This window comes from Pseudomonas sp. HN11 (genome assembly GCF_021390155.1).
Classification (GTDB): Bacteria; Pseudomonadota; Gammaproteobacteria; order Pseudomonadales; family Pseudomonadaceae; genus Aquipseudomonas.
This window is the reverse complement of record NZ_CP089985.1, coordinates 849,207-873,532: the sequence shown is the minus strand read 5'-3', so window position 1 is coordinate 873,532 and position 24,326 is coordinate 849,207. Positions and strand designations below refer to the sequence as shown.

The 24,326-nt window shown below is 59.5% G+C and carries 25 protein-coding genes and 5 tRNA genes; 11 read left to right on the top strand and 19 right to left on the bottom strand.

The genetic code is table 11. From position 1 onward, the window contains the following. Positions 1-515: 515 nt before the first annotated feature. From ampE to LVW35_RS03935, 3 genes are all read right to left on the bottom strand, one after another. Positions 516-1,352, bottom strand: a complete 837-nt coding sequence (gene ampE / locus LVW35_RS03945; protein ID WP_233893827.1) for a regulatory signaling modulator protein AmpE — start codon at positions 1,350-1,352, stop codon at positions 516-518. Then, on the bottom strand, positions 1,349-1,912 hold the full coding sequence (gene ampD, locus LVW35_RS03940; protein ID WP_233893825.1) for a 1,6-anhydro-N-acetylmuramyl-L-alanine amidase AmpD: 564 nt from the start codon (positions 1,910-1,912) through the stop codon (positions 1,349-1,351). Before ampD ends, ampE begins: the two co-directional genes overlap by 4 nt. A gap of 61 nt (positions 1,913-1,973) precedes the next feature. Then, positions 1,974-4,109: a DUF1631 domain-containing protein gene (locus LVW35_RS03935; RefSeq protein WP_233893824.1), complete on the bottom strand. Its 2,136-nt coding sequence runs from the start codon at positions 4,107-4,109 to the stop codon at positions 1,974-1,976. Positions 4,110-4,300: 191 nt separating this feature from the next. Here LVW35_RS03935 and nadC point away from each other — a divergent pair, with 191 nt between their 5' ends. Further along, complete coding sequence (gene nadC, locus LVW35_RS03930; RefSeq protein ID WP_233893823.1) at positions 4,301-5,149, top strand: carboxylating nicotinate-nucleotide diphosphorylase; 849 nt, start codon at positions 4,301-4,303, stop codon at positions 5,147-5,149. Positions 5,150-5,233: 84 nt separating this feature from the next. Here nadC and LVW35_RS03925 read toward each other — a convergent pair whose 3' ends face one another. From LVW35_RS03925 to LVW35_RS03910, 4 genes are all read right to left on the bottom strand, one after another. Next, positions 5,234-5,539, bottom strand: coding sequence for a DUF6388 family protein (locus LVW35_RS03925; protein WP_033903347.1), 306 nt, complete (start codon positions 5,537-5,539; stop codon positions 5,234-5,236). Between the two features lie 144 nt (positions 5,540-5,683). Then, positions 5,684-5,756: transfer RNA gene (locus LVW35_RS03920), tRNA-Thr, on the bottom strand. A gap of 48 nt (positions 5,757-5,804) precedes the next feature. Further along, positions 5,805-7,205 (bottom strand): O-antigen ligase family protein, encoded by a 1,401-nt coding sequence (locus tag LVW35_RS03915; protein WP_233893822.1) that lies wholly within the window; start codon positions 7,203-7,205, stop codon positions 5,805-5,807. Between the two features lie 36 nt (positions 7,206-7,241). After that, positions 7,242-7,655: a pilin gene (locus LVW35_RS03910; RefSeq protein ID WP_326489608.1), complete on the bottom strand. Its 414-nt coding sequence runs from the start codon at positions 7,653-7,655 to the stop codon at positions 7,242-7,244. Positions 7,656-7,856: 201 nt separating this feature from the next. Here LVW35_RS03910 and LVW35_RS03905 point away from each other — a divergent pair, with 201 nt between their 5' ends. From LVW35_RS03905 to yacG, 4 genes are read left to right on the top strand one after another with little or no spacing between them, the layout of a single operon-like run. Further along, the gene (locus LVW35_RS03905) at positions 7,857-9,065 is read left to right on the top strand and encodes a type II secretion system F family protein (protein WP_233893820.1); all 1,209 of its coding nucleotides are present in this window, start codon (positions 7,857-7,859) and stop codon (positions 9,063-9,065) included. Next, positions 9,062-9,928 carry a prepilin peptidase gene (locus LVW35_RS03900; RefSeq protein WP_326489602.1) on the top strand — a complete coding sequence of 289 codons (867 nt, stop codon included), beginning with the start codon at positions 9,062-9,064 and terminating at the stop codon, positions 9,926-9,928. Before LVW35_RS03905 ends, LVW35_RS03900 begins: the two co-directional genes overlap by 4 nt. Continuing rightward, positions 9,925-10,548 (top strand): dephospho-CoA kinase, encoded by a 624-nt coding sequence (coaE, locus tag LVW35_RS03895; RefSeq protein ID WP_233893819.1) that lies wholly within the window; start codon positions 9,925-9,927, stop codon positions 10,546-10,548. Before LVW35_RS03900 ends, coaE begins: the two co-directional genes overlap by 4 nt. Next, a complete protein-coding gene (yacG, locus tag LVW35_RS03890; RefSeq protein ID WP_003188437.1) occupies positions 10,545-10,745 on the top strand; it encodes a DNA gyrase inhibitor YacG in 201 nt (66 codons plus the stop codon). The genes coaE and yacG overlap by 4 nt, the downstream gene beginning before the upstream one ends. On the opposite strand, the gene LVW35_RS03885 is transcribed toward yacG, so the two are convergent. Together LVW35_RS03885 and LVW35_RS03880 are read right to left on the bottom strand one after the other, a co-directional pair. Further along, positions 10,742-10,957 carry a hypothetical protein gene (locus LVW35_RS03885; RefSeq protein ID WP_003171680.1) on the bottom strand — a complete coding sequence of 72 codons (216 nt, stop codon included), beginning with the start codon at positions 10,955-10,957 and terminating at the stop codon, positions 10,742-10,744. The two genes, yacG and LVW35_RS03885, sit on opposite strands and share 4 nt — an antisense overlap. Positions 10,958-11,023: 66 nt before the next feature. Next, complete coding sequence (locus LVW35_RS03880; protein WP_233893816.1) at positions 11,024-11,713, bottom strand: energy-coupling factor ABC transporter permease; 690 nt, start codon at positions 11,711-11,713, stop codon at positions 11,024-11,026. 103 nt (positions 11,714-11,816) lie between these two features. On the opposite strand from LVW35_RS03880, the gene LVW35_RS03875 reads away from it, so the two are divergent. Genes LVW35_RS03875 through LVW35_RS03865 form a run of 3 tightly spaced genes read left to right on the top strand, consistent with a single transcriptional unit; the run spans position 11,817 to position 14,034 of the window. Then, positions 11,817-12,446, top strand: a complete 630-nt coding sequence (locus LVW35_RS03875; protein WP_010213242.1) for a DUF1780 domain-containing protein — start codon at positions 11,817-11,819, stop codon at positions 12,444-12,446. Positions 12,447-12,501: 55 nt separating this feature from the next. Beyond that, positions 12,502-12,675, top strand: coding sequence for a DUF3094 family protein (locus tag LVW35_RS03870; RefSeq protein ID WP_233893814.1), 174 nt, complete (start codon positions 12,502-12,504; stop codon positions 12,673-12,675). Between the two features lie 60 nt (positions 12,676-12,735). Beyond that, positions 12,736-14,034, top strand: coding sequence for an NAD(P)/FAD-dependent oxidoreductase (locus tag LVW35_RS03865; protein WP_233893812.1), 1,299 nt, complete (start codon positions 12,736-12,738; stop codon positions 14,032-14,034). A gap of 129 nt (positions 14,035-14,163) precedes the next feature. On the opposite strand, the gene LVW35_RS03860 is transcribed toward LVW35_RS03865, so the two are convergent. The 4 genes from LVW35_RS03860 to LVW35_RS03845 all read right to left on the bottom strand — a co-directional run bounded on the left by LVW35_RS03860 (position 14,164) and on the right by LVW35_RS03845 (position 14,578). Further along, positions 14,164-14,240 (bottom strand) — tRNA-Pro (locus LVW35_RS03860). 94 nt (positions 14,241-14,334) lie between these two features. Beyond that, a tRNA-Lys gene (locus LVW35_RS03855) sits at positions 14,335-14,410 on the bottom strand. 5 nt (positions 14,411-14,415) lie between these two features. Further along, positions 14,416-14,492 (bottom strand) — tRNA-Pro (locus tag LVW35_RS03850). A 10-nt stretch (positions 14,493-14,502) separates the two neighbouring features. Then, positions 14,503-14,578, bottom strand: a tRNA-Asn gene (locus LVW35_RS03845). Positions 14,579-14,930: 352 nt separating this feature from the next. Between LVW35_RS03845 and LVW35_RS03840 the strand changes: the two genes are divergently transcribed. Next, positions 14,931-16,262, top strand: a complete 1,332-nt coding sequence (locus LVW35_RS03840) for an IS4 family transposase (RefSeq protein WP_233893811.1) — start codon at positions 14,931-14,933, stop codon at positions 16,260-16,262. A 50-nt stretch (positions 16,263-16,312) separates the two neighbouring features. On the opposite strand, the gene clpB is transcribed toward LVW35_RS03840, so the two are convergent. The 3 genes from clpB to rluD form a co-directional block, all read right to left on the bottom strand. Next, positions 16,313-18,877, bottom strand: a complete 2,565-nt coding sequence (gene clpB, locus LVW35_RS03835; RefSeq protein WP_233893810.1) for an ATP-dependent chaperone ClpB — start codon at positions 18,875-18,877, stop codon at positions 16,313-16,315. Positions 18,878-19,007: 130 nt separating this feature from the next. Continuing rightward, positions 19,008-19,733, bottom strand: coding sequence for a peptidoglycan editing factor PgeF (gene pgeF, locus LVW35_RS03830; RefSeq protein ID WP_233893809.1), 726 nt, complete (start codon positions 19,731-19,733; stop codon positions 19,008-19,010). Then, on the bottom strand, positions 19,730-20,692 hold the full coding sequence (gene rluD / locus LVW35_RS03825) for a 23S rRNA pseudouridine(1911/1915/1917) synthase RluD (RefSeq protein WP_233893808.1): 963 nt from the start codon (positions 20,690-20,692) through the stop codon (positions 19,730-19,732). The genes pgeF and rluD overlap by 4 nt, the downstream gene beginning before the upstream one ends. Before the next feature lie 149 nt (positions 20,693-20,841). On the opposite strand from rluD, the gene LVW35_RS03820 reads away from it, so the two are divergent. Beyond that, a complete protein-coding gene (locus LVW35_RS03820; RefSeq protein ID WP_233893807.1) occupies positions 20,842-21,867 on the top strand; it encodes an outer membrane protein assembly factor BamD in 1,026 nt (341 codons plus the stop codon). 123 nt (positions 21,868-21,990) lie between these two features. After that, positions 21,991-22,224, top strand: coding sequence for a PP0621 family protein (locus LVW35_RS03815; protein ID WP_233893806.1), 234 nt, complete (start codon positions 21,991-21,993; stop codon positions 22,222-22,224). Here LVW35_RS03815 and thiO read toward each other — a convergent pair. The 3 genes from thiO to LVW35_RS03800 form a co-directional block, all read right to left on the bottom strand. Continuing rightward, the gene (gene thiO / locus LVW35_RS03810) at positions 22,211-23,320 is read right to left on the bottom strand and encodes a glycine oxidase ThiO (RefSeq protein WP_233893805.1); all 1,110 of its coding nucleotides are present in this window, start codon (positions 23,318-23,320) and stop codon (positions 22,211-22,213) included. The two genes, LVW35_RS03815 and thiO, sit on opposite strands and share 14 nt — an antisense overlap. 62 nt (positions 23,321-23,382) lie before the next feature. Then, positions 23,383-23,784, bottom strand: a complete 402-nt coding sequence (locus LVW35_RS03805; protein WP_233893804.1) for a type IV pilin protein — start codon at positions 23,782-23,784, stop codon at positions 23,383-23,385. An 11-nt stretch (positions 23,785-23,795) separates the two neighbouring features. After that, complete coding sequence (locus tag LVW35_RS03800; protein WP_233893803.1) at positions 23,796-24,326, bottom strand: pilus assembly PilX family protein; 531 nt, start codon at positions 24,324-24,326, stop codon at positions 23,796-23,798.

The window sequence follows — 24,326 nt, the reverse complement described above, 5'->3', positions numbered from 1 at the left end:
CTTGAAGGCCGCGATCAACTCCTCGCGCTTGCCCTCAAATACGGCGACTTGCTCAGGCTCGCTGGCCATGGTCTGAAGGCTTTGCAGGCGAATCAGCACGCTTTGCTCCAGCGCACCGATCTTGCCCTCAAGGTCACCGGCCTTGCCGGCCTGGCCAAGTGTGGCGTTGATCTGCACTTGGTTGTTAAGGGTTTCCAGGTCGCGGCGCAAGGCCAAGCTGCTGCCGAGCAAGTCGAGGCTTTGCAGCTCGATGCGCGTACCCTGGAATTCACGCCACGAATCACGCACCAGGTAATAGTTGGTCGCCAGCATCGGCAGCAGGAACAACACGCTGATCAAGCTGAACTTCATACCGAAGTTCAGGTGATTCATCAGCGCGACGGCGGGATAGAGCAAGCTCTTCACAAGTGAACTCCCTTTCTTTTATTGTTATTGAGGCGCAGGGCGGCAGTTAGCCAGCATCTGTATAGCTCAATTTGAAAGGGAGTTTTGTAACTTAAGGTTAATGGGGGGGGTTAAGGCAACACCGTCCAGATCGCAAACCCGGCATACCACAGCACCGCCGCGCGCAACAGCAGCTCCCAGAGCCGGTCGAGGCTGTTGACGCCATCGGGGCCTACCACCGGTGGCGGAATTTCGGCGGCGACCAGGCCAACCTTTTCCACCAGCTGAGCGGCGCTGATGTCCCAGCTCAACAGTTCGTGCAGCATCACGCGACCGACCGCGACGAAGTTACCCACCAGGGCGAAGCTGGCCGCCAGCAGGCGCACCGGCAGCCAGTCAAACGCATGGCGCAGTTGCCACGCACGCTCTGCCACCAAGGGGTTCTTGCTGTGCTCAGCGGCCAGTGCGAGCAGACGATAAGCCAAGGCAGCAACTGGCCCTAGCAGGAAGTACCAGAAGATCACTGCGAAAAAGCTCTGGTACGCCTGCCACAACAGATGGCCCTGAACGCGCTCGAGCAATTGTTCGCCACTGTCGGCGCTGAGGTTCAAGTCGCGCTCGGCCACGTGTTCGGCGGCTTGCAGGTCGCCACGACGCCAGGCATCACGAAAGGGCCCCAGCCCGGCAAGCAGATCACCACGGCCCAGGCTGTAGATCACCACCAGCAGGTGCACCGGCAGCGCCAACAATCCGTAGGCCACCGGCTCCAGCACCAGCAGCAACAACGCTAGCAGCGCCACCGGCAACAGCGCCAGCAACGTCAGAATCAACCAGGGTCGCTTACCCATGCGCGGGCTCGATTCCAGCTTGGCCAGTTCACGCAACCAGCCGCCATCGCGCTGCAACCGCTGGCGCAGCGCCGAGAATTTCTCGATCCACACCGCCAGCACCAACACCAGAAAACTCATCGTACGTGTCCTCCATCCTGCAGGGCGCTACGAAAGCGCGTCCAATCAAAAGCGGGGCCGGGGTCGGTCTTGCGTCCCGGAGCAATATCGCTGTGACCACAAATACGCTGGGAGGTGATGCCAGGATAAGCCGCCAGCAACTGGCGTGTCAGGTCAATCAGCGATGTGTATTGGGCATCAGTGAACGGTTGCTCATCCGTGCCTTCCAGCTCCACTCCCAGGGAAAAATCATTGCAGGTTTCCCGCCCCTCGAACTGCGAAACCCCGGCATGCCAGGCCCGGTCGAGGCAGGACACAAATTGCGTCACCACGCCATCACGCTCAATCAGAAAATGCGCAGATACCCGTAGGTCGGCAATCCCTTCAAAGTAGGGATGTTCCGTGACATCCAGGCGGTTCTGGAAAAATTCCTGCACCTTGCCGGTGCCGAACTGTGCCGGTGGCAGGCTGATGTTATGCACCACCAACAGTGAGATTTCGCCTGCGGGGCGCTCGTTGAAGTTGGGTGAGGGGCAATGACGGATGCCCTCGCACCAACCGCTGGTGGGGTCCAACTGCATACAGGTTCCTTGAACGAGACAACGTGTGACCAGTATGCCGCGTTCAACCCTCCGGTTGCGATCACTTGCCGCGATTGAGTTGACGCAGCTTGGCCACCACCGCCGCCAGCGCGCGCTCGAACAGGGGATCGTCGTCCAGGGTATGCAGCGCGCCGCGCTTGAACGCCAACGCCAATTGGCCGGCAGTCTTCTCCAGCACCTTGAGTCCGGTGCGACTGGTAAAAATGTAGGTATGCGCCGGTGCCATGATCGCCGTCAGCTTACACCGCAGCGTATTGGCCTCATCTTCCTGGAACACCACCCAGCTACCCACGTGCAATTGATGAGCCTTGAGCAGGTCAGGGTCATTGCCCGACAGGTCGCTGCCCGTGTCGGGTGATGCCGCACTCAGCACGAACGGCTCACGCACTTCGATTAACTCTTCGGCGCTTTCAGGTGCCTGGATGTGCAGGGCCTGCAAGCGCACAAAAAATTCGCGGGTGCTGAAAGGGTCAAACGCGGCACTGGTCAAACCATCGCGCAAGGCTTTGAGCAAACCCGGCAGTTGCTCCAGCAAATGTCGCCCGGCCTCGGTGTCCTGCTGCAGACTGACGCTCCAGATCAGTTCGTCCATGGCACGCAACCCCGCTTGCCACTGCACCGACTGCTCGCCATGCTTGAGGCTGGCCAGCAACAGTACCTGGCTCCACGCCTGCTGCAGGAACTGCACGACCGGGCGCGGCAGGACTTTGCCCAGCAGCCGTTTATTCAGCACATCGGCCACACGCTGGCGGGCGGCTTCGGTCCGCACGCGGCCAGCCTCGGCATCACGGGTGTGCTGTTCAAGCACGTCACTGCGCCGCCGCTCATCGGCGGCAAACGCGCTGAACTCTGCGAGTAACTGGGAAAAAATCGTCGGGTCTTCGACAAACTCGTTGAGCAGGCGCTGTATCACCCGTTCGATGCGCAGGTAGAGGTGATCGCGCTGGCAGCAGCCCATGGCGGCCGCCGCAATTTCATTGAGCAGGCATCGCGCCGGATGGCTGGAACGACTGAAAAAGCTCTTGTCCAGCAACGCTACTTTCAGCAGTGGGATCTGCAAGCGACCGATCAGGGCCTTGAAGACATCGGGCACGGCGCGGTCATTGAGAATGAACTCGAACAGCAGTGCAACCAGGTTGATCACGTCTTCGTCCGCATCCTCCACCACCCGCGACTTACCACTCTTGACGCTGACGCGGGTGAGCAACTGTTCAAGCTGACCACGCAGGTCGAAATCGTCTTCCGCCCCAGGCTCCGGCACGTACTGCTGCAAGTGAGAGAGCAGGCGCAACAGGTCACGGGTGGCAATGGGCAAAGTTTCGGCGCTGGCTTCAAGCGTTGGCGCCACGCTGCCGCGTACCGTGCTGAGCAATTGCTGGAGCGCGGCGAAGGCTTCCTGGCCGTTTTCGTCGGCGCACAGGTCGGCGGCAGGCGAGATTTCTTCACGCGGGAGTTCAACGCCCGCTCGCCCCTCAAGTCGGCGCGACGGTACGGCCTTCAGCTCAGGCAATACGCCTGTCGCGAGCAGCAATTGATTGGCTTCGCCGTACAGTTGGTCGGCGTCACTGAGCACGTATTTTTCAAAAAGCTTGAGCATGATCAGTTTGACGCGGATCTCCACGCCGAGGCTGCGCCCCGCCCGCAGGAAGAACTCACACAGCAGCGCAGGCCCCAGCGGGTTCTCACGATCATCCAGACGCTTGCCCAGCAAGGCGCTCAAACGCGCGGTGAGCTGCCCGAGGGCCAGGCCGTCACGATGCCGTACCCGACCGAGCATCGCTTCAAGTGCCACGGCTTTTTCCAAGTCATCCCTGGAGGAGCCCGGTACCGCGTCGTAGGAAACCACCGGCACCAACTGCGGCTCGCCCCGCCCCGCCTGGCCAAGGCCGGCAAAGGCTTCGAACAGGCGCTCCATGAACACGCGCTCGAAATTCTTGCGTTTGAGGCGCAGGTCGCGCATGGCTTCAAAGAAAATATGGTGATCGAGGTTGTTGCGCGCCTTGTCAGCCATTTCGAACAGCGTGTCATCGGCGTTATCGAACAGATCCTGCAGCCCTTGCTGCAATTGTTGCGCCGCCTTGTCGCGGACCTGCTGCAGCACCACCGGCAGTCGGGCGAGCGGCGATGGCGTGGCGGGTGCCTTATTGATCGGCACCACCTTTCCGTCATTGTGCATCCTGGCCTCCTGAAACGGCGGTATGGTTCTGAACGTCAAAGCTATGACGCCAATTGCAAGGCGCAAGATTATCTTGCAAATGAGGGGGGTTGCGCCAGCAAACTCTGCCATTGCGCGGTAAATGAGTGGTGAGCCTGGGTTCGAACGCACACTGCCCCTATAATCGGGGCACTTTGTATGTGGAGCCTGTTATGCCGAATCTCCGTCTTGCCGACCTCACCGCCGAAATCGAAGCCAACGTGCGCCGCGCACTGCTGGAAGATATCGGCAACGGCGACATCACTGCGCAGTTGATCCCGGCCGAGCGGCTGGCCACGGCCACTATCATTACCCGCGACGCCGCGGTGATCGCCGGTACAGCCTGGGTGGATGCGGTGTTCCGCCAGTTGGACCCACGGGTCGCCGTACATTGGCAGGTGGCCGACGGTGAACGCGTCAGCCCCAATCAAGCGCTGTTTCACCTTGAAGGCCCGGCACGTTCGCTGCTCAGCGGTGAACGCTGTGCGTTGAATTTCCTGCAGCTGCTGTCCGGAGTCGCCACCCGCGCCCAATTCCTGGCGGATTTTGTCGCCAGCACCCAAGTCAAACTACTGGACACGCGTAAAACCCTACCGGGCCTGCGCCTTGCGCAGAAGTACGCCGTAACCTGCGGCGGCTGCCACAACCACCGTATCGGTTTGTACGACGCGTTCCTGATCAAGGAAAACCATATCGCTGCCTGCGGTGGTATCGCCCAGGCAATCACGGCCGCGCACAAGATCGCTCCCGGCAAGCCAGTGGAAATCGAGGTGGAAAGTCTGGATGAACTGCGCGAAGCCCTGGCGGCGGGCGCGGATATCATTATGCTCGACGAGTTGAGCCTGGATGACATGCGTGAGGCCGTGCGCCTGAACGGCGGCAAAGCCAAGCTGGAAGCCAGCGGCGCAATCAATGAAAGCACCCTGCTGCCGATTGCTGAAACGGGGGTGGATTACATTTCCATTGGCGCCCTGACCAAGGATGTGAAGGCAGTGGATTTGTCGATGCGCCTCAGTATCTGAAGAGTTGCAAGCCGTAAGCTTCAAGCTGCAAGCAACTGCGCGACTTGCAGCTTGCAGCTTGCAGCTTGAAACATGTAGCTGCTTTTAAACCACCAGGTCATTCATCTCGCAATACTCTTCCCATTCGACACCCAGCACCTCGGCCGCCTCTTTGTGCAAGGCCAGCCGTGCCGCTTCGAATTCTTCCGGTGTCGAGGTGTACTTGAGGGTCAACTCCCAGGGCTGATAGCCCTGGCTCTCGGCCTCGTCCTCGAATGCCCACTGAATCTGGTCGCGCTGATCATCGGCGCTCAGGTCCTTGATCTCTTCTTTAAGCTGCGGCGATTCCTCGAGGTATTTCTCAAGGGCTGCCTGATGCCGAACTTCCTGGGTCATTTCAGTCGTGGTCATGTTGTTCTCTTAGATCGAGGAATGGGGATGCATCTGGGTCATCAAGGTTGCGCAGATACAAAAGAGCGGGCGCAAATGCCGGCTCGTCTGGCCTTCAGAACCATTCTGGGATCAACTGAAAACAGTGCTGCTTTGTTGCCTTTTTGCCCGAGACAGGAATCGAACCTGCGACCTTCGCGTTACGAGTGCGCTGCTCTACCGGCTGAGCTACACGGGCGGTGGGCTAAAGCTAGCACCGCATTGGGAGTCCGGCAACTTGCCGCCGTCAACGGGCAATCACACCCTGGGCCCAGAAGCGCGGTTGGAGAAAGTCTTGATGGGCGTCCAGGTACTGTTGCTGGGACTGCTTGAGATGAGGCACATCGCGCACCGCAATAAAGATCAACAGACCAACGGCCAACACGCTCAGGATTTTCCACGCGCCCCTGGCCAATGGCAATTCAGCGGTCACCGGCGTTCGCCACACATGCAGCCCCATCAGCCAACCGACCACCAGCGCCAGCCAGACCTGGGAGTTGGGCATTACAATCACGCCATCGACCATGGACTGCACCAACGCACCGACCACTGCTGCAAACAGACATATTCGTAGCAGGTCCACTCGCTCGACGCTCCGCGTGCGTTCGCGCAGTACACCGAAAGTGGCCCACCCCCCGCGCCAGGCCAGCAACGCCACGCACAAAGCCGATGGCACTCCCCACTCACTGGCCCATTGCAGAATGGCCTGATGGGGGTGAGCGGCAACCTTATTGGCGATATCGGCAAAATGCATCGGCCCGAACCCCAACCACGGACGCTCCACGAGCATCTGCCAAGCCTGCCACCAAATAGGCCCACGCCCAGACAAATGAGTGGTCAGACGGTCACCGGCGCCATTGGCGACTTCGATCCCCAGGTAACCCGCCAACACCGTGAACATCAGCCAGTACAGCAATAGCCCGCCCAATACTGCGCCGAACTGCCAACCCAGCCAGCGCCGCGCCCACGGCCCCAGCACCGCCAATACCACGCCCGCCGCGGCCATGCCAAGCCAGGTGCCCCGCGTGCCGCCACTAATCGCGATCAACCACCACACGCACAGCAACGTAAACACTGCCGCTTTGAGTGAGCGGTTGAGCGCAGGGGTCAATAAGGGAAGGGCCAGCAGCGGCAGGGTGAGCGTCTGGAACTGACCATAGAACCGCTTGTTGGAAAAGCCCGTTAGCAGCAAGTCAGGGTCCAGCACCTGCTCGGCGCTGGCAAATGCCAGCACACCCGCCTGCATATATTGAATCGACTTGATCACGCATATCAGCACTACCACCATGATCAAGATACGATCCAGAGGCTCACCACCCTGGCGACGCAGCCAGGCAAAACCCACTGCGATCGCGCCACAGCTGACAAACAAAGCCACTTCGGCAAGTGCCCAGAGCGGTTGATGGGCCAACATCGATGACACCAGCCCCAGCGCGATAATCAGTGCCAGCCCCAGGGCGGTTGGCCGGTCCACCAGTTGCTCGACCGGGGCGGCCGACAATCCATACAGCACCGCGCATGCCCCGACGGCAATCTGCACCGCCCGTTGCAAGTCATGCCCACTGAAGGGCGCACAAACCCCGACAACCAGCAGACACACCACTGCCACCAGGAAAACACTGCCACGCGGCTCTATGGATAACGCCATCGGCCAACCTCAACTTCCCTGTGGATGGTTCAACCGCTACGCCCCATCGGCGCCGCAGCCCTTGGCGACATATTTTGCATCAGCGGTAGTGCTGCACTTCCAACCCGTGGTGGCATTGCGTGTCAGGCTGATGGTCTTGCCCAGCACCGGCGCCGGAGCATCGAGTATTTCGCAACGGATGGAGCCCGCGCCCGTGGCAACATCCCCAGTCACCTCGATCGTGCAATTGGCTGTCGGGCTGGTGCCACCGATCAAGGCCAGGGTGGGTACGGTGCCCTGGTTGAGGGTGTCTTCATAGCCGGCCTTCAACGCAGCAATCTCAGCCAGGCCGGCGGTGAACTTGGCCTTGGCCTGGTGGGTGGTGTACATGGGCAGGCCAATGGTGGCCAAAATGCCGATGATTGCCACGACGATCAACAGCTCGATCAGGGTAAAACCTTTTTGACGTATCACATTCACTCTCCAGGATAGAACTCATGACAAGGCGCGTCCTGCGCCCCGCTTTGTGCTGCGGCGCCAGTGTACTCATCCGCAGACGGTCAATCGCATACAAGACGCACATTCTGACATTTTATCCTCCTTCCCGGCCTGTCCGAATCCGTCACCTGACTAAGCTATAAATCTTCGACGACCTCTGTGCGGAACCGTGACATGGACAACGCTTCAACGATCTACGCCTGGGAAGGCATCAACCGCAAAGGACGCAGGGTGTCCGGTCAGACCACGGGGCACACCCTTGCTCTGGTCAAGACTCAGTTACGTCAACAGGGCATCAGCCCATGTCATGTGCGCAAGAAATCTACTGTGCTATCGAGCCTCGCCCCCTCGATCAAATCAACGGACATCACCCTGCTCACTCGGCAATTGGCCACGCTGCTGAAAGCCGGAATTCCTCTTCTGCAAGCCTTCGACATCATCGGCGAAGGCTTCGACAACCGCGCCGTACGTCAGTTGGTGCAAAGTTTGAAACAGGCGATCGCTGCCGGCTCCAGCCTGGCCGAAGCGCTGCGCAAACAACCTCGCCACTTCGATGGACTGTATTGCAACCTGGTGGCCGCCGGCGAACAAGCCGGGGCACTTGAGACGCTGCTGGAGCGCGTGGCGATCCACCGTGAAAAGAGCGAGCAGTTGAGGGCCAGGATCAAAAAAGCCATGACCTATCCGATCGCAGTATTGGTAGTAGCCAGCCTGGTCACCGGGGTTCTGTTGATTCATGTCGTGCCGCAGTTCCAGAACCTGTTTGCCGGGGTCGATGGCAAGCTGCCGGCGTTCACGTTACGGGTGATTGCACTGTCCGAGTACATGCAGCAAGCCTGGTGGCTCGTAGCGCTGGGCATAGGTGCGGGAGGCGCGGGGTTGCGCTACGCCTATCGTACCCAGGCCTCTTTGCGCCTCTGGCTGGACGCCCGTTTGTTGAAAGCGCCGCTGGCAGGCAAACTGCTGAGAAAGTCAGCAGTGGCCCGCTACGCCCGTACGCTTTCCACCACCTTCGCCGCCGGTGTTCCGCTGGTACAAGCCCTGGATTCTGTGGCGGGTGCCGTCGGCTCCGGGCCGTTCAAACAGGCAATCGAACATATGCGACATGATGTATCCACTGGCATTCAATTGAACCAATCCATGGTTGCCAGCGGCCTGTTTCCCAGTATGGCGATACAGATGACAGCCATCGGCGAAGAGTCGGGCACACTGGATCGCATGCTGGAAAAGGTCGCCAGCCATTACGAAGCCGATGTGGACAACCTCGTCGACAATCTAACCACCCTGATGGAGCCGCTGATCATGGTGATACTGGGGAGTATTGTCGGCGCGCTGGTGATCGCCATGTACTTGCCGGTCTTCCAGTTGGGGAGCGCGTTTTGAGCCTGCTGCTGGGTGACTGCCCAGGGGCCTTCGCCTTGATGGCAGGCGTGCTGGGGCTGATCGTCGGCAGTTTTATAAACGTGCTGGCGTGGCGCCTGCCGAAAATGCTCGAACGGGATTGGCGCGCCCAGGCCCATGAAGTGCTCGGCATACCCGCTGAACCCTGCGGCCCAACCTACAACCTGATGCACCCCAACTCTTGCTGCCCGCACTGCAACCATCCCATACGTCCCTGGGAAAATATCCCACTGCTGAGTTACCTGTTTCTCAGAGGTCGCTGCGCCTATTGCCAAGGGGCGATCAGCGCCCGCTATCCACTGACTGAACTGGCGTGCGGGTTGCTCTCGGCCTGGGTGGCCTGGCATTTCGGCGTTGGCTGGCAGGCGGGCGCAGTGCTGGTGCTGACCTGGGGGTTGCTGGCGATGAGCCTGATCGACGCGGACCATCAATTGCTGCCGGATGTGCTGGTGATGCCGTTGCTGTGGTTGGGACTGATCGTCAACGGCTTCGGCTTGCTGACCACACTGCCTGATGCCCTTTGGGGCGCCGTGATCGGGTACCTGAGCCTGTGGAGTGTGTTCTGGCTGTTCAAGCTGGTCACCGGTAAGGACGGCATGGGCCACGGCGACTTCAAGTTACTGGCGCTGCTTGGTGCCTGGGGCGGCTGGCAGATCCTGCCGATGACACTGTTGATGTCGTCGCTGGTCGGCGTGTTCGTGGGTCTGATCTTGATGCGTCTGCACAAAGCCCAAGCGTCGGCACCGATGCCGTTTGGTCCGTATCTGGCGATTGCCGGCTGGATTGCATTGCTCTGGGGTGGTCAAATAACCGACTTCTATTTGCAGTCTGTCGGTTTCAGATGACCACTTCTGTTGCAACACCCTGGATTCTTGGCCTCACGGGCGGCATCGGCAGCGGTAAAAGCGCTGCGGCACAGCACTTTACCGACTTGGGTATCGACTTGGTGGACGCCGACCACGCCGCGCGCTGGGTGGTCGAGCCCGGCCGACCTGCGCTGACACGTATCGCCGAGCACTTCGGTGCTGGCGTGCTGCAGCCAGATGGCCAATTGGACCGAGGCGCCTTGCGCAAGCTGATCTTTGAGGTACCCGAAGAACGCCTTTGGCTGGAAGCTCTGCTTCACCCGTTGATTGGCGAAGAGATTCGCAGCCACCTGGCGCGCGCGAAGTCGCCTTACGCGATATTGGTGTCGCCACTGCTGATCGAATCCGGCCAATACAGCATGACCCAGCGCATCCTGGTGATCGACGTGCCGCAATCGCTGCAGATTCAGCGTACCCTGCAGCGCGATGGCATCAGCGAACAACAGGTGCAGGCGATCCTCAAGGCCCAATCCAGCCGTGAAGACCGCCTGAACCATGCCGATGACGTACTGGTCAATGACCAGAACCTCGCTTGGCTACACAGCGAGGTCGAGCGACTGCACCACTTTTACCTTACTTTGCGTGGAGGCCGATCATGAGCCAACCCTTGACCGTCGACTGCCCAACCTGCGGCGCCCCCGTGGAATGGAAAGCGACCAACCTCAACCGGCCGTTCTGCTCGGACCGCTGCAAACTCATCGATCTGGGCGCCTGGGCCGCAGAAGAACACAAGATCCCCGTCGCTCCGGATGCCGAAGACGAGCTGTTTTCCGAAGACCTGCCGCCGCGCCACTAAGGGCGCATAAAGGCGTACTCCTGCTGGTCGTCGAGGTTTTCTGCAAGGTATTGCAACTCGTCGGCCAAGTCTTCGAAACTGCGCACGCCCTTGCTCTGCTGCACCACCGCGCTGAGCATGGCGCGTAAGGTCAAGCCTGGGTCAAAACCGATTTCCTGTGCCGCATCCTGGCTTCTGCGCAACTCCTGCCGTGCCCACTCGTACACACTCATGATCCGTGCTCCTGGAGAAATTTTGCAGAGCATGGGCCTGCCAGGGTGTGTGAGATTTGATCTGGGTCAACGCAGTGAATCGTCGTCCTTCCAGGGTGCCGACAAGTAACGCGTGCGGTTGAAGGTCTCCAGCCATTCCGGGCAGAACACCACCAGGGCGCTGATGACCATGCCGTTGATAAACGCTTCGGGAAAGATGATCAGCCACAGGTAGCCGATGAAGTCTTCCAGCCATTCCGGCATAGCAAAACGCCCGTCGAACCACAGAAGCCCCAGCCCAAACAACAGGCACAGCAGCGCCGACAGAGCAGCAGCGAAAAAACCGGAACAAAAGATATACACAAAGGGATTGCGCGGTTGCGCACGCTCGACCAGCAGCGCGCAGACTTCGGTGACCAGCACCGGCAGCGCAATAAGCAATAGGCCGTTGACGCCGAGTGCTGCAAGGTCCTGGCGCCCCAACACCATCAAGCCCAGCTGGGCGGCAAAGCCGCCGACGATTGCAAGGGGCCAATCCAGCAGCAGGGTCACGGCGGTCATACCGATGAAGTGGTAGGACACGCCGGTATCAAAATCCCGCCGTACCAGCCATAGCATGAACAACGCGAACACAGTGCCGAACAGCAAATGTTGGCGTCGACGGTCAGCAAACAATTCGACCCAAGGTGACCGTATGACCGCCCATAGCACGACGGGCGCATACAACAGCCAGCCGACGCCCAAAGTCGTCGGCGCCAGCATTGCGGCACTGATCACGGCGGCACTCTCCATGTTGGAAAATCAGTCGGATCGTCAGTCTACACCGACGTTTTATAGCGGGACTTCCTGCGGTCATCATTTGGGCGCTAAGCTGCTAGTTATGGATGACTCAGATTACTTGCGCCTGCTCACTGTAGCGGCAGAACAAGCCAACGCCTTCCTGTCCAATGCCCGCAAGTGGGAGCGTGAGCGTTGGGTCTGCCAGCGCCTGTTGCAAGGCTTGAACGTGCCCTACCGCGCCGAAGAATTCCACGCCGCCGGGCAAGAGCCGCCGGACGTGCTGTTTCGCGACGCCAGCTTCGAGGTATTTTTCGTACTGGATGAAGGCCGCCGCCTGAACGACGAATGGCGCGACGAGTTGCTGCGCCGCCGCAGCGCCTTCTCCCTGAGCCAGCTGGTGCGGCGCGAAGCCAAGCCGCGGCGTATCCCCGCCCATGAATTCTTGTTGCGCCTGGCGCCTACACTGCGCAAGAAGGCGCATAACTATAAAGAGCGCGGGATGGACCTGGGGGAGCTGGATATCGTCGCCTTCACCAGCCTCAAGCGCGAAGTGCTCGACCTCAACAGTCATTTTCCGCCGCCGACCGAATACCTGCGCCAGGGCTGGCGCTCGCTGTCGCTGGTGGGGCCGACCTTTGCACGGGTGTTGTTTGCCCACCCCGACGCACCGGATTTCTTGCGCAACAACCTGGGCCGCAGCATAGTATTCGACGTGGGCATCAGCCTCTGAGCCCCCCGGACTGTAACGTGGCGCCCTTTTGCAACGTCTACCTGACGAGGCCTTTATGACCAGCCGCCTGAACCCCGATGACCAACGACATGTCGAAGAGTACCTGCAACTCTCCCAGAACCGAGTCGAGCGCAAGCCATTCCGGCCGTGGCTGCTCCTGAGTGTGGTGCTTGTTGTGGTGATCGGCCTGGGCCTGCTGAGCCGACTTTTGAGTTACCTGACGCTATGAGCTGCGTGGCGCTCGCGGGGGTAACTGCTCCGATTTCTTTTAGCCTTGCGAGATATCCCCATGACCCATCGTATTATTATCGTCGGCGGCGGCGCCGGCGGCCTGGAGTTGGCTACCCGCCTGGGTAAGACTCTGGGCAAGCGCGGCACCGCCAGCATCGCGCTGGTGGACGCCAACCTGACCCATATCTGGAAGCCCTTGCTGCACGAAGTGGCCGCCGGCTCGCTGAACTCTTCGGAAGACGAGCTCAATTATGTCGCCCAGGCCAAATGGAACCACTTCGAGTTCCAGTTGGGGCGTATGAGCGGGCTTGATCGTGAACAGAAGAAAATCCAGCTGGCCGCCACCCTCGATGAAGAAGGCCGTGAGTTGGTGCCCGCGCGCGTACTGGGTTATGACAGCCTGGTCATCGCGGTAGGCAGCACTACCAATGACTTTGGCACCGAGGGCGCGGCGCAACACTGTCTGTTCCTCGACACCCGCAAGCAGGCCGAGCGGTTCCATCAGCAATTGCTCAACCACTACCTGCGCGCCCATGCCGGGCAGACCGATGTGGTGGAAAAGATCAGTGTCGCCATCGTCGGCGCCGGTGCAACCGGGGTCGAGCTGGCCGCCGAACTGCATAACGCCGCTCACGAGCTGGCCGCCTATGGCCTGGACCGCATCAAGCCGGAAAACATGCACATTACCCTGATCGAAGCCGGCCCACGGGTGCTGCCTGCCCTGCCGGAGCGTATCGGCGGGCCTGTGCATAAAACCCTGGAGAAGCTTGGGGTGACCGTACTGACCAACTCGGCGGTCAGCGAGGTGACGGCCGATGCGCTGATCACCAGCAGCGGCCAGGTGATTCCCGCCAGCCTCAAGGTATGGGCTGCGGGGATTCGCGCGCCAGGTTTCCTCAAGGACATCGATGGCCTGGAAACCAACCGCATCAATCAACTGCAGGTGTTGCCGACACTGCAAACCACCCGCGACGAAAACATCTTCGCCTTTGGCGACTGCGCCGCCTGCCCGCAACCGGGCACCGACCGCAACGTACCGCCAAGGGCCCAGGCGGCTCACCAACAGGCATCGTTGCTGGCCAGGTCGCTGAAGCAGCGCATCGAAGGCAAGGACCTGCCGAGCTACAAATATACTGACTACGGCTCGCTGATCTCGCTGTCGCGCTTTTCGGCTGTGGGTAACTTGATGGGTAACCTCACCGGCAGCGTGATGCTGGAAGGTTGGCTGGCGCGGATGTTCTATGTGTCGCTGTACCGCATGCACCAGATGGCGCTGTATGGGTTCTTCCGTACGGCGATGTTGATGCTGGGGAGCAAGATTGGGCGCGGCACCGAGCCACGCCTTAAATTGCATTAACAACACGGTCTCGGATGCGACCAGGTAAATGTGGGAACGGGCTTGCTCGCTCCCACATTTGTTTTGCGCTGAGGCAGGATTCGCGCGCACAAAAAATCCCCGTATCTTTCGATACGAGGATTTTTAATATGGTCGGGGTAAGGGGATTCGAACTCCTGACATCCTGCTCCCAAAGCAGGCGCGCTACCGGACTGCGCTATACCCCGGTAAAAAAAAGGCGACCTTTCAGTCGCCTTCTTCGATCAGCGCTTTTGGCCTCTGATCTTAAGATTCGATTCCAGCGTTAACTGGTCTCAAAAATGGTGGGTCGTGTGGGATTCGAACCTACGACCAATTGGTTAAAAGCCAACTGCTCTACCAACTGAGCTAACGACCCAAATATGGTCGGGGTAGGGGGATTCGAACTCCCGACATCCTGCTCCCAAAGCAGGCGCGCTACCGGACTGCGCTATACCCCGATATTGAAATTGGCTCCGTGACCAGGACTCGAACCTGGGACCCAATGATTAACAGTCATTTGCTCTACCGACTGAGCTATCACGGAACTACATATTTCAAAGTACTACGTTGTTGCTTACTACCTTCTCTTCGACTTGTCCGTATCGCTACGTTCATGTCTCTGAGGCGCGCTATTCTACAATCTTAAAAACCCCTGTCAACCCTTTAAATTGCTTTTAAGACAATGATTTGCGCTTGTTTCTGATTTCTTCTTGGGGAGAAGAAACCCGTGGGCTGACGTTGCTGCGGGGCGCACTTTACAAGCCTTTGCCTTACAGTTCAACGCCCTATCGAAAAAAAAGGCCCCGCAATGCGGGTAATGCTGTTCACTTAAGCATTTGAGCTAAAGCGAGGCTTCCTGGAAAATCCGATGCCAGACCTCTGGCATCGGATTTTTTATGTCTGTTCAACAGGACCTGCTCGACCTCGGCGACCTTTTCAACTTCTGCGACCTAAGCACTTTCACCCAGAACATCCCCATAGAATGGGTTGCGTCTGCGCTGGATCTATCCAGTCAGGCCACTATTCGTCGGCGTCGCTTGCCCGCCGATCAGGTACTTTGGTTGGTGCTTGGCATGGCGTCGTTTCGTAATGAGCCTGTTCATGAGGTCGCTAGACGGTTGAACATTTGCGCTCAAGGCCTCGCTTGCGACCACTTGTTGGCCCGAAGCGGTGTCACTGAAGCCCGCAAGCGACTAGGGGCCGATCCAGTTGAGTGGTTATTCCGTAAAACCGGCACTCAATGGGGCTCGGAGCGCTACAACGAGGACGACTGGCACGGTTTGCAGGTCTTCGCGGTGGACGGTGTGCTCTTGCGCACACCGGACACACCCGAGCTTCGAGATCATTTCGGGTCAGGAAATACGCCCAGTGATCGTCAGACTCCCTTCCCCATGATGCGCTTGGTAGCGCTAATGAATGTGCGTTCGCACTTAATCCTGGATGCACAATTAGGGCCTTACCGGCGCAGTGAAATGCGCTTGGCCGACGAGTTTTTGCAGCAAGTCCCCGATCACTCCGTGACGCTATTCGATAAAGGATTTTGGGGCGCAGAAATGCTGTTGAGCCTGAGTAACACCGGAACCCATCGTCATTGGTTGATTCCCGCCAAAAAAGGCATGGTCTGTGAAGAAGTGATCCGTTACGGCGAGCACGACCGCTTGGTGCGCATGAAGGTCTCACCGCAAGCCAGAAAGAGAAATCCGGCTCTTGGTACCCATTGGGAAGCCCGTGAAGTCAGCTATGAAATCCAAGGCAGAGTAAAAACGGTCATGACATCGTTGCCAGCCAACACCTACAGCACCAAGGTCGTTGCCAAACTCTATCAGGAGCGCTGGGAAATCGAGTTGGGCTTCAGGGATATCAAAAGCTCCATGCAGCAGAATGCTGTGACCTTGCGTAGTAAGAGAGTCGACTTGGTCTATCAGGAAGTGTGGGGGCTTTTGCTGGCTTACAACGTGATTCGGCGGGAGGCTGGTCAAGCAGCAGTAGCGTTTGGTCGTGCACCGTCGGATATACGCTTTAAGCCGGTCTGCCAATACATTGCCGTGCAGTTGATCGTGATGGCAGCAGCCAATCCGGTTTCAGCTACAGGAAGACGCTTGGCGGAATTGAGGAAAGGTATTGGCGGATTGTTTCTGGATCACCGCCCCAGACCTGCGAGGCCAAGGACGGTGAAGATCTCAAAGACCCGGTTTCCAGTGGACCGTAAGGCTGCTCCGCTTAAGTGAACAGCATTACCGCAATGCGGGGCCTTCTCTTATTACCCAATAAACCGGGCTTAGTGAAAGACGATTTCGTCGTTTTCCACGGTCGCCTCGACGCTGGTACCGGGCATGAAGCGGCCCGACAGGATCAACTGCGCCAGCGGGTTCTCGATCCAGCGCTGGATCGCACGCTTCAACGGCCGTGCGCCATACACCGGGTCGTAACCCACAGCGATCAGCTTGTCCAACGCCTCGCGGCTCAGCTCAAGCGACAACTCGCGCTCTGCAAGACGGGCACGCAGGCGGCCCAACTGGATCTCGGTGATGCCCGCGATCTGATCCCGTGCCAACGGCTCGAAGATCACCACTTCGTCGACCCGGTTGATGAATTCCGGGCGGAAATGCGAGGTCAGCGCATCCATCACCGCCGCACGCTGTGCTTCACGATCCCCCACCAACTCCTGGATCTGCGCCGAGCCCAGGTTGGAGGTCATCACGATCACCGTATTGCGGAAGTCCACCGTACGGCCGTGGCTGTCAGTCAGGCGGCCATCTTCCAGCACTTGCAGCAGGATGTTGAACACATCCGGGTGCGCCTTCTCGACCTCATCCAGAAGGATCACCGAGTAAGGCTTACGCCGCACGGCTTCGGTCAGATAACCGCCCTCTTCGTAGCCCACATAGCCTGGTGGCGCACCGATCAAGCGAGCCACCGAATGTTTCTCCATGAATTCGGACATATCAATCCGCACCATGGCCTCTTCAGTATCAAAGAGGAACTCGGCCAAAGCCTTGCACAGCTCGGTCTTACCCACACCGGTCGGGCCGAGGAACATGAACGAGCCACTCGGACGGTTCGGATCGGACAACCCGGCCCGCGAACGCCGTACCGCATTGGACACCGCCACCACGGCCTCTTCCTGGCCAATCACGCGCTGGTGCAACAGGCTTTCCATTTTCAGCAGTTTGTCGCGCTCGCCTTCGAGCATTTTCGATACCGGAATGCCGGTCCACTTCGAGACGACTTCAGCGATTTCTTCCTCGGTCACCTTGCTGCGCAGCAGCTGGTTCTCAGGCTTGCCGTGTTGATCGACCATCTGCAGGCTGCGCTCCAGGTCCGGGATCACCCCGTACTGCAACTCGGCCATACGGTTCAGGTCGCCTTTACGGCGCGCGGCTTCCAGCTCCTGGCGGGACTGCTCGATCTTTTGCTGGATCTGCGCAGAGCCCTGCACTTCGGCTTTTTCCGAGGTCCAGATTTCTTCCAGGTCCGAATACTCGCGCTCCAGACGGACGATTTCTTCCTGGAGTTTTTCCAGGCGTTTCTTCGCCGCGTCGTCCTCTTCTTTCTTCAGGGCCTGGGACTCAACTTTCAGTTGAATCAGGCGCCGATCCAGACGGTCGAGCACTTCCGGCTTGGAGTCGATTTCCATGCGGATACGGCTGGCCGCTTCGTCGATCAGGTCGATGGCCTTGTCGGGCAACTGACGGTCAGTGATATAGCGGTGGCTCAATTTGGCCGCCGCAATGATCGCGCCGTCGGTGATCGCCACCTTGTGGTGAACCTCATAGCGTTCTTTCAGGCCACGCAGGATCGCGATGGTGTCTTCTTCGCTCGGCTCTTCCACCAGCACTTTCTGGAAACGACGCTCAAGGGCAGCGTCCTTTTCAATGTACTGGCGATATTCGTTGAGCGTCGTGGCACCGACGCAGTGCAACTCGCCCCGCGCCAAAGCGGGCTTGAGCATGTTGCCGGCATCCATGGAGCCTTCGCCTTTACCGGCACCGACCATGGTGTGCAGTTCATCGATAAACAGAATGATCTGCCCTTCCTGCTTCGACAGCTCATTAAGCAGGGATTTCAGGCGCTCTTCGAACTCGCCACGGAACTTGGCACCGGCAATCAGCGACCCCATGTCCAGGGACAGCAAGCGCTTGCCTTTGAGGCCGTCCGGCACTTCACCATTGATGATGCGCTGGGCCAAGCCTTCGGCAATCGCGGTTTTACCCACGCCAGGCTCGCCGATCAGCACCGGATTGTTCTTGGTGCGACGTTGCAGGACCTGGATGGTGCGACGGATCTCATCGTCACGGCCGATCACCGGATCAAGCTTGCCTTCTTCGGCGCGCTTGGTCAGGTCGACGGTGTATTTATCCAGGGCCTGGCGCGACTCCTCATGGTTGGGATCGTTCACCGCGTCGCCGCCGCGCAGGTTGTTGATGGCGTTTTCCAAGGCTTTCTTGCTCACGCCCTGGCCCAGCAGCAACTTGCCGAGCTTGCTGTTTTCGTCCATGGCGGCGAGCAGCACCAATTCGCTGGAGATGAACTGGTCACCCTTCTGCTGGGCCAAGCGGTCTGCCTGGTTGAGCAGGCGCGCCAAGTCCTGGGACATATTCACGTCCCCAGTTGGATTTTGGATTTTCGGCAGTTGGTCGAGCTCTTTGCTCAACTCCTTGCGCAGGCTGTTGACGTCAAAGCCCACCTGCATCAGCAAGGGCTTGATAGAACCACCTTGCTGTTCCAGGAGCGCCTGCATCAAGTGTGCAGGCTCGATAGCCGGATGGTCGAGGCCCACCGCCAGGGATTGAGAGTCAGATAAGGCCAACTGCAATTTGCTGGTTAAACGATCAATACGCATTAGTCACCTTCCTTTTGAGCAGGCCGGAGCTATAAAACATCCTGAATGAAGAAACCTGCCAGATACCCCTATAGATGGGGTGGATTCTGGGAGTTTCAAGCAACAGACAGTTGACGCAGATCAGATGAGTCTAGCGTTCCAGCCAGATAAGGGAGGCAAATCGACCGGTGCGAGGGCTGCGCCGGTAGGAAAAGAAGCGTGGGTCGGTCACGGTGCAGAACCCGCCACCATAAACAGCAGTGACGCCATGTGCGGCCAGGCGCAAACGGGCCAGCTTATAGATGTCAGCCATGAACTTGCCGGGGTTGCGGCTGGGCACGAAGGCTTCGGCGGTGATCGGCAATTGCTGCATGAAGGCTTCACGCACTTCCGGGCCGACTTCAAAGGCTTGCGGGCCAATTGCAGGGCCGAGCCACACCAGTACTTCGCTGGGTTCGGCATCCAGGCTTTCGAATGCCGCTTCCAACACACCCGCCGCCAGACCACGCCAACCGGCATGGGCCGCCGCTACACGGGTGCCGGCGCTGTTGCAGAACAACGCAGGCAGGCAATCGGCGGTCATGGAGGTGCAGGCAATGCCTGGGGTGCTGGTCCAACTGCCGTCCGCTTCAGCGGTACAACCGGGGTCGGCTTCGACCACAGTTACCCCGTGAACCTGACGCAGCCAGGCTGGCTGAATATTGAACGCATCGCTGAGACTTCGGCGATTCTCAAGGACGGCTTCGAGGCTGTCCTCGACATGATCGCCGAGGTTGAGGCTGTCGAACGGCGCCAGGCTGACACCGCCCGCACGGGTGGTGACGCAGGCTTTCACCTGAGGCGGCGCGGGCCAGTCAGGAATCAGCCAGTCACTCACCCGACAAACGCCTCGCGATCCTGCTTGAGCAGCGACAACAACCAGACCAGGTCGTCCGGCAGAGGCGATTCCCAGCTCATCCGCTTACCGCTCGTCGGATGATCCAGCTCCAGGAAACGTGCATGCAGGGCCTGGCGCGGGAAGTTTTTCAGCGAATCAACCATAGTTGCACTGGCCGCCGGCGGAATCCGGAAGCGGCCACCGTAGGCCGGATCACCGACCAACGGGAAGTTGATGTGCGCCATGTGCACGCGAATCTGGTGGGTACGGCCAGTTTCCAGCTTGACCCGCACGTGGGTGTGGGAACGGAAACGCTCCAGCACGCGGTAGTGGCTGACGGCCTGCTTGCCGCCTTCCATCACCGCCATACGCTGGCGCTGCTGGCCGTGGCGACCGATCGGGGCGTTGATCTTGCCACCCGCCACCACGACGCCGATCACGATGCACTCGTAGATCCGGCTGACGCTGCGGCTTTGCAATTGTGTGACCAACTGCGTCTGCGCCTGAATGGTCTTGGCCACCACCATCAAGCCGGTGGTGTCCTTGTCCAGGCGGTGCACGATGCCGCAGCGCGGGACGTTGATGATGTCCGGCACGTGGTGCAGCAGGGCATTGAGCAAGGTGCCATCAGCGTGCCCGGCTGCCGGGTGAACCACCAGGCCTGCGGGTTTGTTGATGACCAGGATGTCGTCGTCTTCATAGACGATATCCAGCTCGATGTCCTGGGCGACCCATTCTCCCTGGGCTTCCTGCTCGGCAGTCAGCTCAAGAATCGCACCGCCATGGACTGTGTCTCGCGGGCGGATAACCGCTCCATCCACAGTCAGGCGGCCGTCTTTGATCCAGGCGGAAAGGCGCGAGCGCGAGTGCTCAGCGAATAATTGTGCGGCGACTTGATCGAGGCGTTGGCCGCCCAATTCGGACGGCACCTCTGCGCGAAGTTCAATTTTATCGGACATGCTCAGACTAGGCGTGGCACAGCCTTTGGTTTCGGCTGCGCGCTTGTGGTTAAATACGGCGTCTTTTGCCCCGAGGCTTTCAACGGGGCGCTCATCATAACAGGACGGCCCCGCCCAAGACAGCGGCCGTCATAGGGACGCAAGCCGCCATGCAAGTGAAACACCTGCTGCTGATCGCCATCCTCGCCATGACTGCTGCTTGCTCGTCAACAAAGGAAGTCGTCGACGAAAACCTGAGCGAAGTCGAGTTGTACCAACTGGCTCAGAAAGACTTGGACAATAATAGCTACACCAGCGCCACAGCGAAGCTGAAGGCACTGGAGTCGCGCTATCCGTTCGGGCGCTACGCCGACCAGGCCCAACTCGAGCTGATCTACGCCAACTACAAGAACGCCGAGCCGGAAGCTGCCAAGTCCGCTGCCGAGCGTTTCATCCGCCTGCATCCACAGCACCCGAACGTCGACTACGCCTACTACATGAAGGGCCTGACTTCGTTCGACCAGGACGTCGGCCTGCTGGCGCGCTTCCTGCCGCTGGACATGACCAAGCGCGACCCGGGCGCTGCCCGCGACTCCTACAACGAGTTCGCCCAGCTGACCAGCCGCTACCCCAACAGCCGCTACGCGCCGGACGCCAAGCAGCGCATGATCTACCTGCGCAACCTGCTGGCTTCCTACGAAATCCACGTGGCCCACTACTACCTGACCCGTCAGGCTTACGTAGCCGCCGCCAACCGTGGTCGTTATGTAGTAGAGAACTTCCAGGAAACCCCTTCCGTGGGTGACGGCCTGGCCGTGATGACCGAGGCCTACCAGCGTCTGCACCTGGACGACCTGGCCAGCACCAGCCTGGAAACCCTGAAGCTCAACTACCCGGATCACCCTAGCCTGAAAGACGGCCAGTTCGTGCCTCAGGTTGCCGAAGCCGACAACCGTTCGTGGCTGAGCAAGTACACCCTGGGCCTGATCGAGTCCCGTCCACCGCTGCCGCCGGGCGAAACCCGCGCCAACCAGGACGTGATCAAGCAGTACCAGGACGCCAAGGACGCCATTCCTTCAGAGCTCAAGCCCCACGATGAGAACGGCGACGTGATCGAAGAGGAAGAGCCACAGGCCCTGGGCAACAACCAGGACCGTTCGTGGTTCAGCTACATGACTTTCGGTGTGTTCGACTGATTGCACCGGCGTCATCAAGAAGGAGCCTTTCGAGGCTCCTTTTTTGTGGGTGGTATTATTGCGCTGTGCGCTACGCACGTCCTTGGCTAAACTGGCGCATTCCTTGTCGAGAAACTGCCCATCATGCTTCGTCTACTGTTCTGGATTGCCGTCATTGCCGCCGCAGTATGGTTTTGGCGCAAACTCAAAAGCCCGGCCGCCAAGCAGCATCGTGACAGCGAGCCCAACGCGGCCCTGATGGTGCGCTGCGCCCACTGCGGCGTGCACTTGCCGCAGGATCGCGCCTTGAGCTCGCGCCAGGAATGGTATTGCACCCAGGCGCATCTGGAGCAAGGGCCGAAGTCTATCCAGCATTGATCCGACCTTCTGGCGCATAAGGCGCGGGGTCGATAATCGGCGCACGCGCCAGCAGCAGGTCGGTAAACAGCTGGCAGGACGCTGGCGCGAGCACCAGGCCATTGCGGTAATGGCCGCAATTGAGCCACAAGCCGTCGAAGCCCGGCACTTGGCCGATGTAAGGAATACCTTCCGGCGAACCTGGGCGCAATCCGGCCCAATGCCCAACCACCTCGGCGTCCGCCAGGGCGGGAATCAGCTCCACCGCTGATGCCTTGAGGCTTTCCAATGCGGTGTTGGTGGGGGTCTTGTCGAAGCCTTCATGTTCCAGGGTACTGCCGATCAGGATGTGCCCGTCACGCCGTGGGATCGCATAACGCCCCTTGGCCAGGACCATGCTCGACAGGAAATCCGAAGCGCATTTGTACAGGATCATCTGGCCTTTGACCGGCTCGACCGGCAGCGACAAACCCAACGTACCCAGCAGCTCACCGCTCCAGGCGCCGGCCGCCAGTACGACCTGGTCGCCGAAGATCAAGCCATCAGTTGTGTTCACGCCCACGACATTGCCCGCACCCAGAACGAAACCAGTCACTTCACACTGTTCGTGAATGGTCACGCCGGGCAGCGCCAGCAGCGCTGCCTTGAGGGATTTGACCAGGCGCGGGTTGCGCACATTGGCGACGTTGGCCATGTAGATCGCCTGGGAGTACCCGCCACCCAGCACCGGAACGGCGTCATGGGCGGCCGATACGTCGACTTTGCTCAATGGGCGGCCTTCGCGCGCAGCCCAGGCCAGGGCTTGGGCTTCATCGTCCAGGTCCAGCCAGTACAGGCCCGTGGTATGCACCTCCGGGTCGACCCCCGTCTGGGCAAACAGGCGCTGCGCCAGCTGTGGATAAAAGTCCTGGGACCAATGGGCCAGCGCGGTGACGGCCGGGCTGTAGCGCCACGGATACAGCGGCGAAACAATGCCACCGCCCGCCCAGGAGGACTCCTGCCCCAACCCCGCGCGCTCCAGCAGCACCACCGTTTGCCCTTGGGTCGCCAGGTTGAACGCCGTCAACAAACCGATGACTCCGCCACCGACAATCACTACCTGCTGTTGCTCTGCCATCATTTGATCCAGCCGATAAATAGGAACCTGCGCGCACGGCGCCCAGTCGTCCAGCACCCTCGTCATTGGCCCCAACACTGCTTGCGCGACATTTCAGGTGCCGCGCCCGGATTGGTCCGCATACCGGTGCTGGTCAGGCTGAAGTCACCGCAAAGGTCGCCGGCCATCATCGAGCCGACGCCAGGCGTAGCCACGAGCTGAAAATCCTGAGGGTTCAATGCTGCGGTGATTCTATAGCGATCATTGCCCTCGCTGACGCCGCTTGCATCAATAAAAGTGCCGGTCCTCGTATAAAAACGCTCCAGATGCTGAGCCTGATCGGTCAATAACGCGACAATTTCCGCGCGATAGGCCTTTTTCATATGACTGGTGTAGCCGGGGTAAGCAATCCCGGCCAGTACCGCAATGATCACCACGGCGATCAGTAACTCAATCAGGGTAAAGCCCTGGCTGTCCGTGCTCATTTCAACGCTCCTTATTGAAGTTGCCGCCAGGCCACCCGCCGGAAACGCGAGCCGCCCTCCTCTTCTACCCGTGCATAGACGCTCTCCAGCAACGTGCGCAATTGGCCGCTTAAACCGACGGCCGTCACTCGATATACGTCGGCCGTTGTTTGCGGTGGTAAATGCGCCAGCCCAACCGCGAGGCCCAGGGATTGAATGCCGTATAGACCCCCCTCCAGTGCGACCCAAGTGATACCCGAAACAGGATCTACCCCAGCCCCAACCACCGAATAGGCAGATGCCGGCGGCGCACAGCTGACAATCGAACGGCACTTGGGCAGCGCTGCAAATAACCGCTGTACGACCGACTCCCCACGCCGCAAGCCACTCTCGGCGCTTTGCAGCGACTGATTACGGTGCCAGAGACTACCGCTGACCTTTTGTTGGCTCACCGCACTCTGCATGGATGACAGACCTATCAGCGACAACAGCAACAACACCACCAGGCTGATCAGCAACACCATGCCGGCCTGCCGTAGACGAATAGACTCTTTAAGTATCAT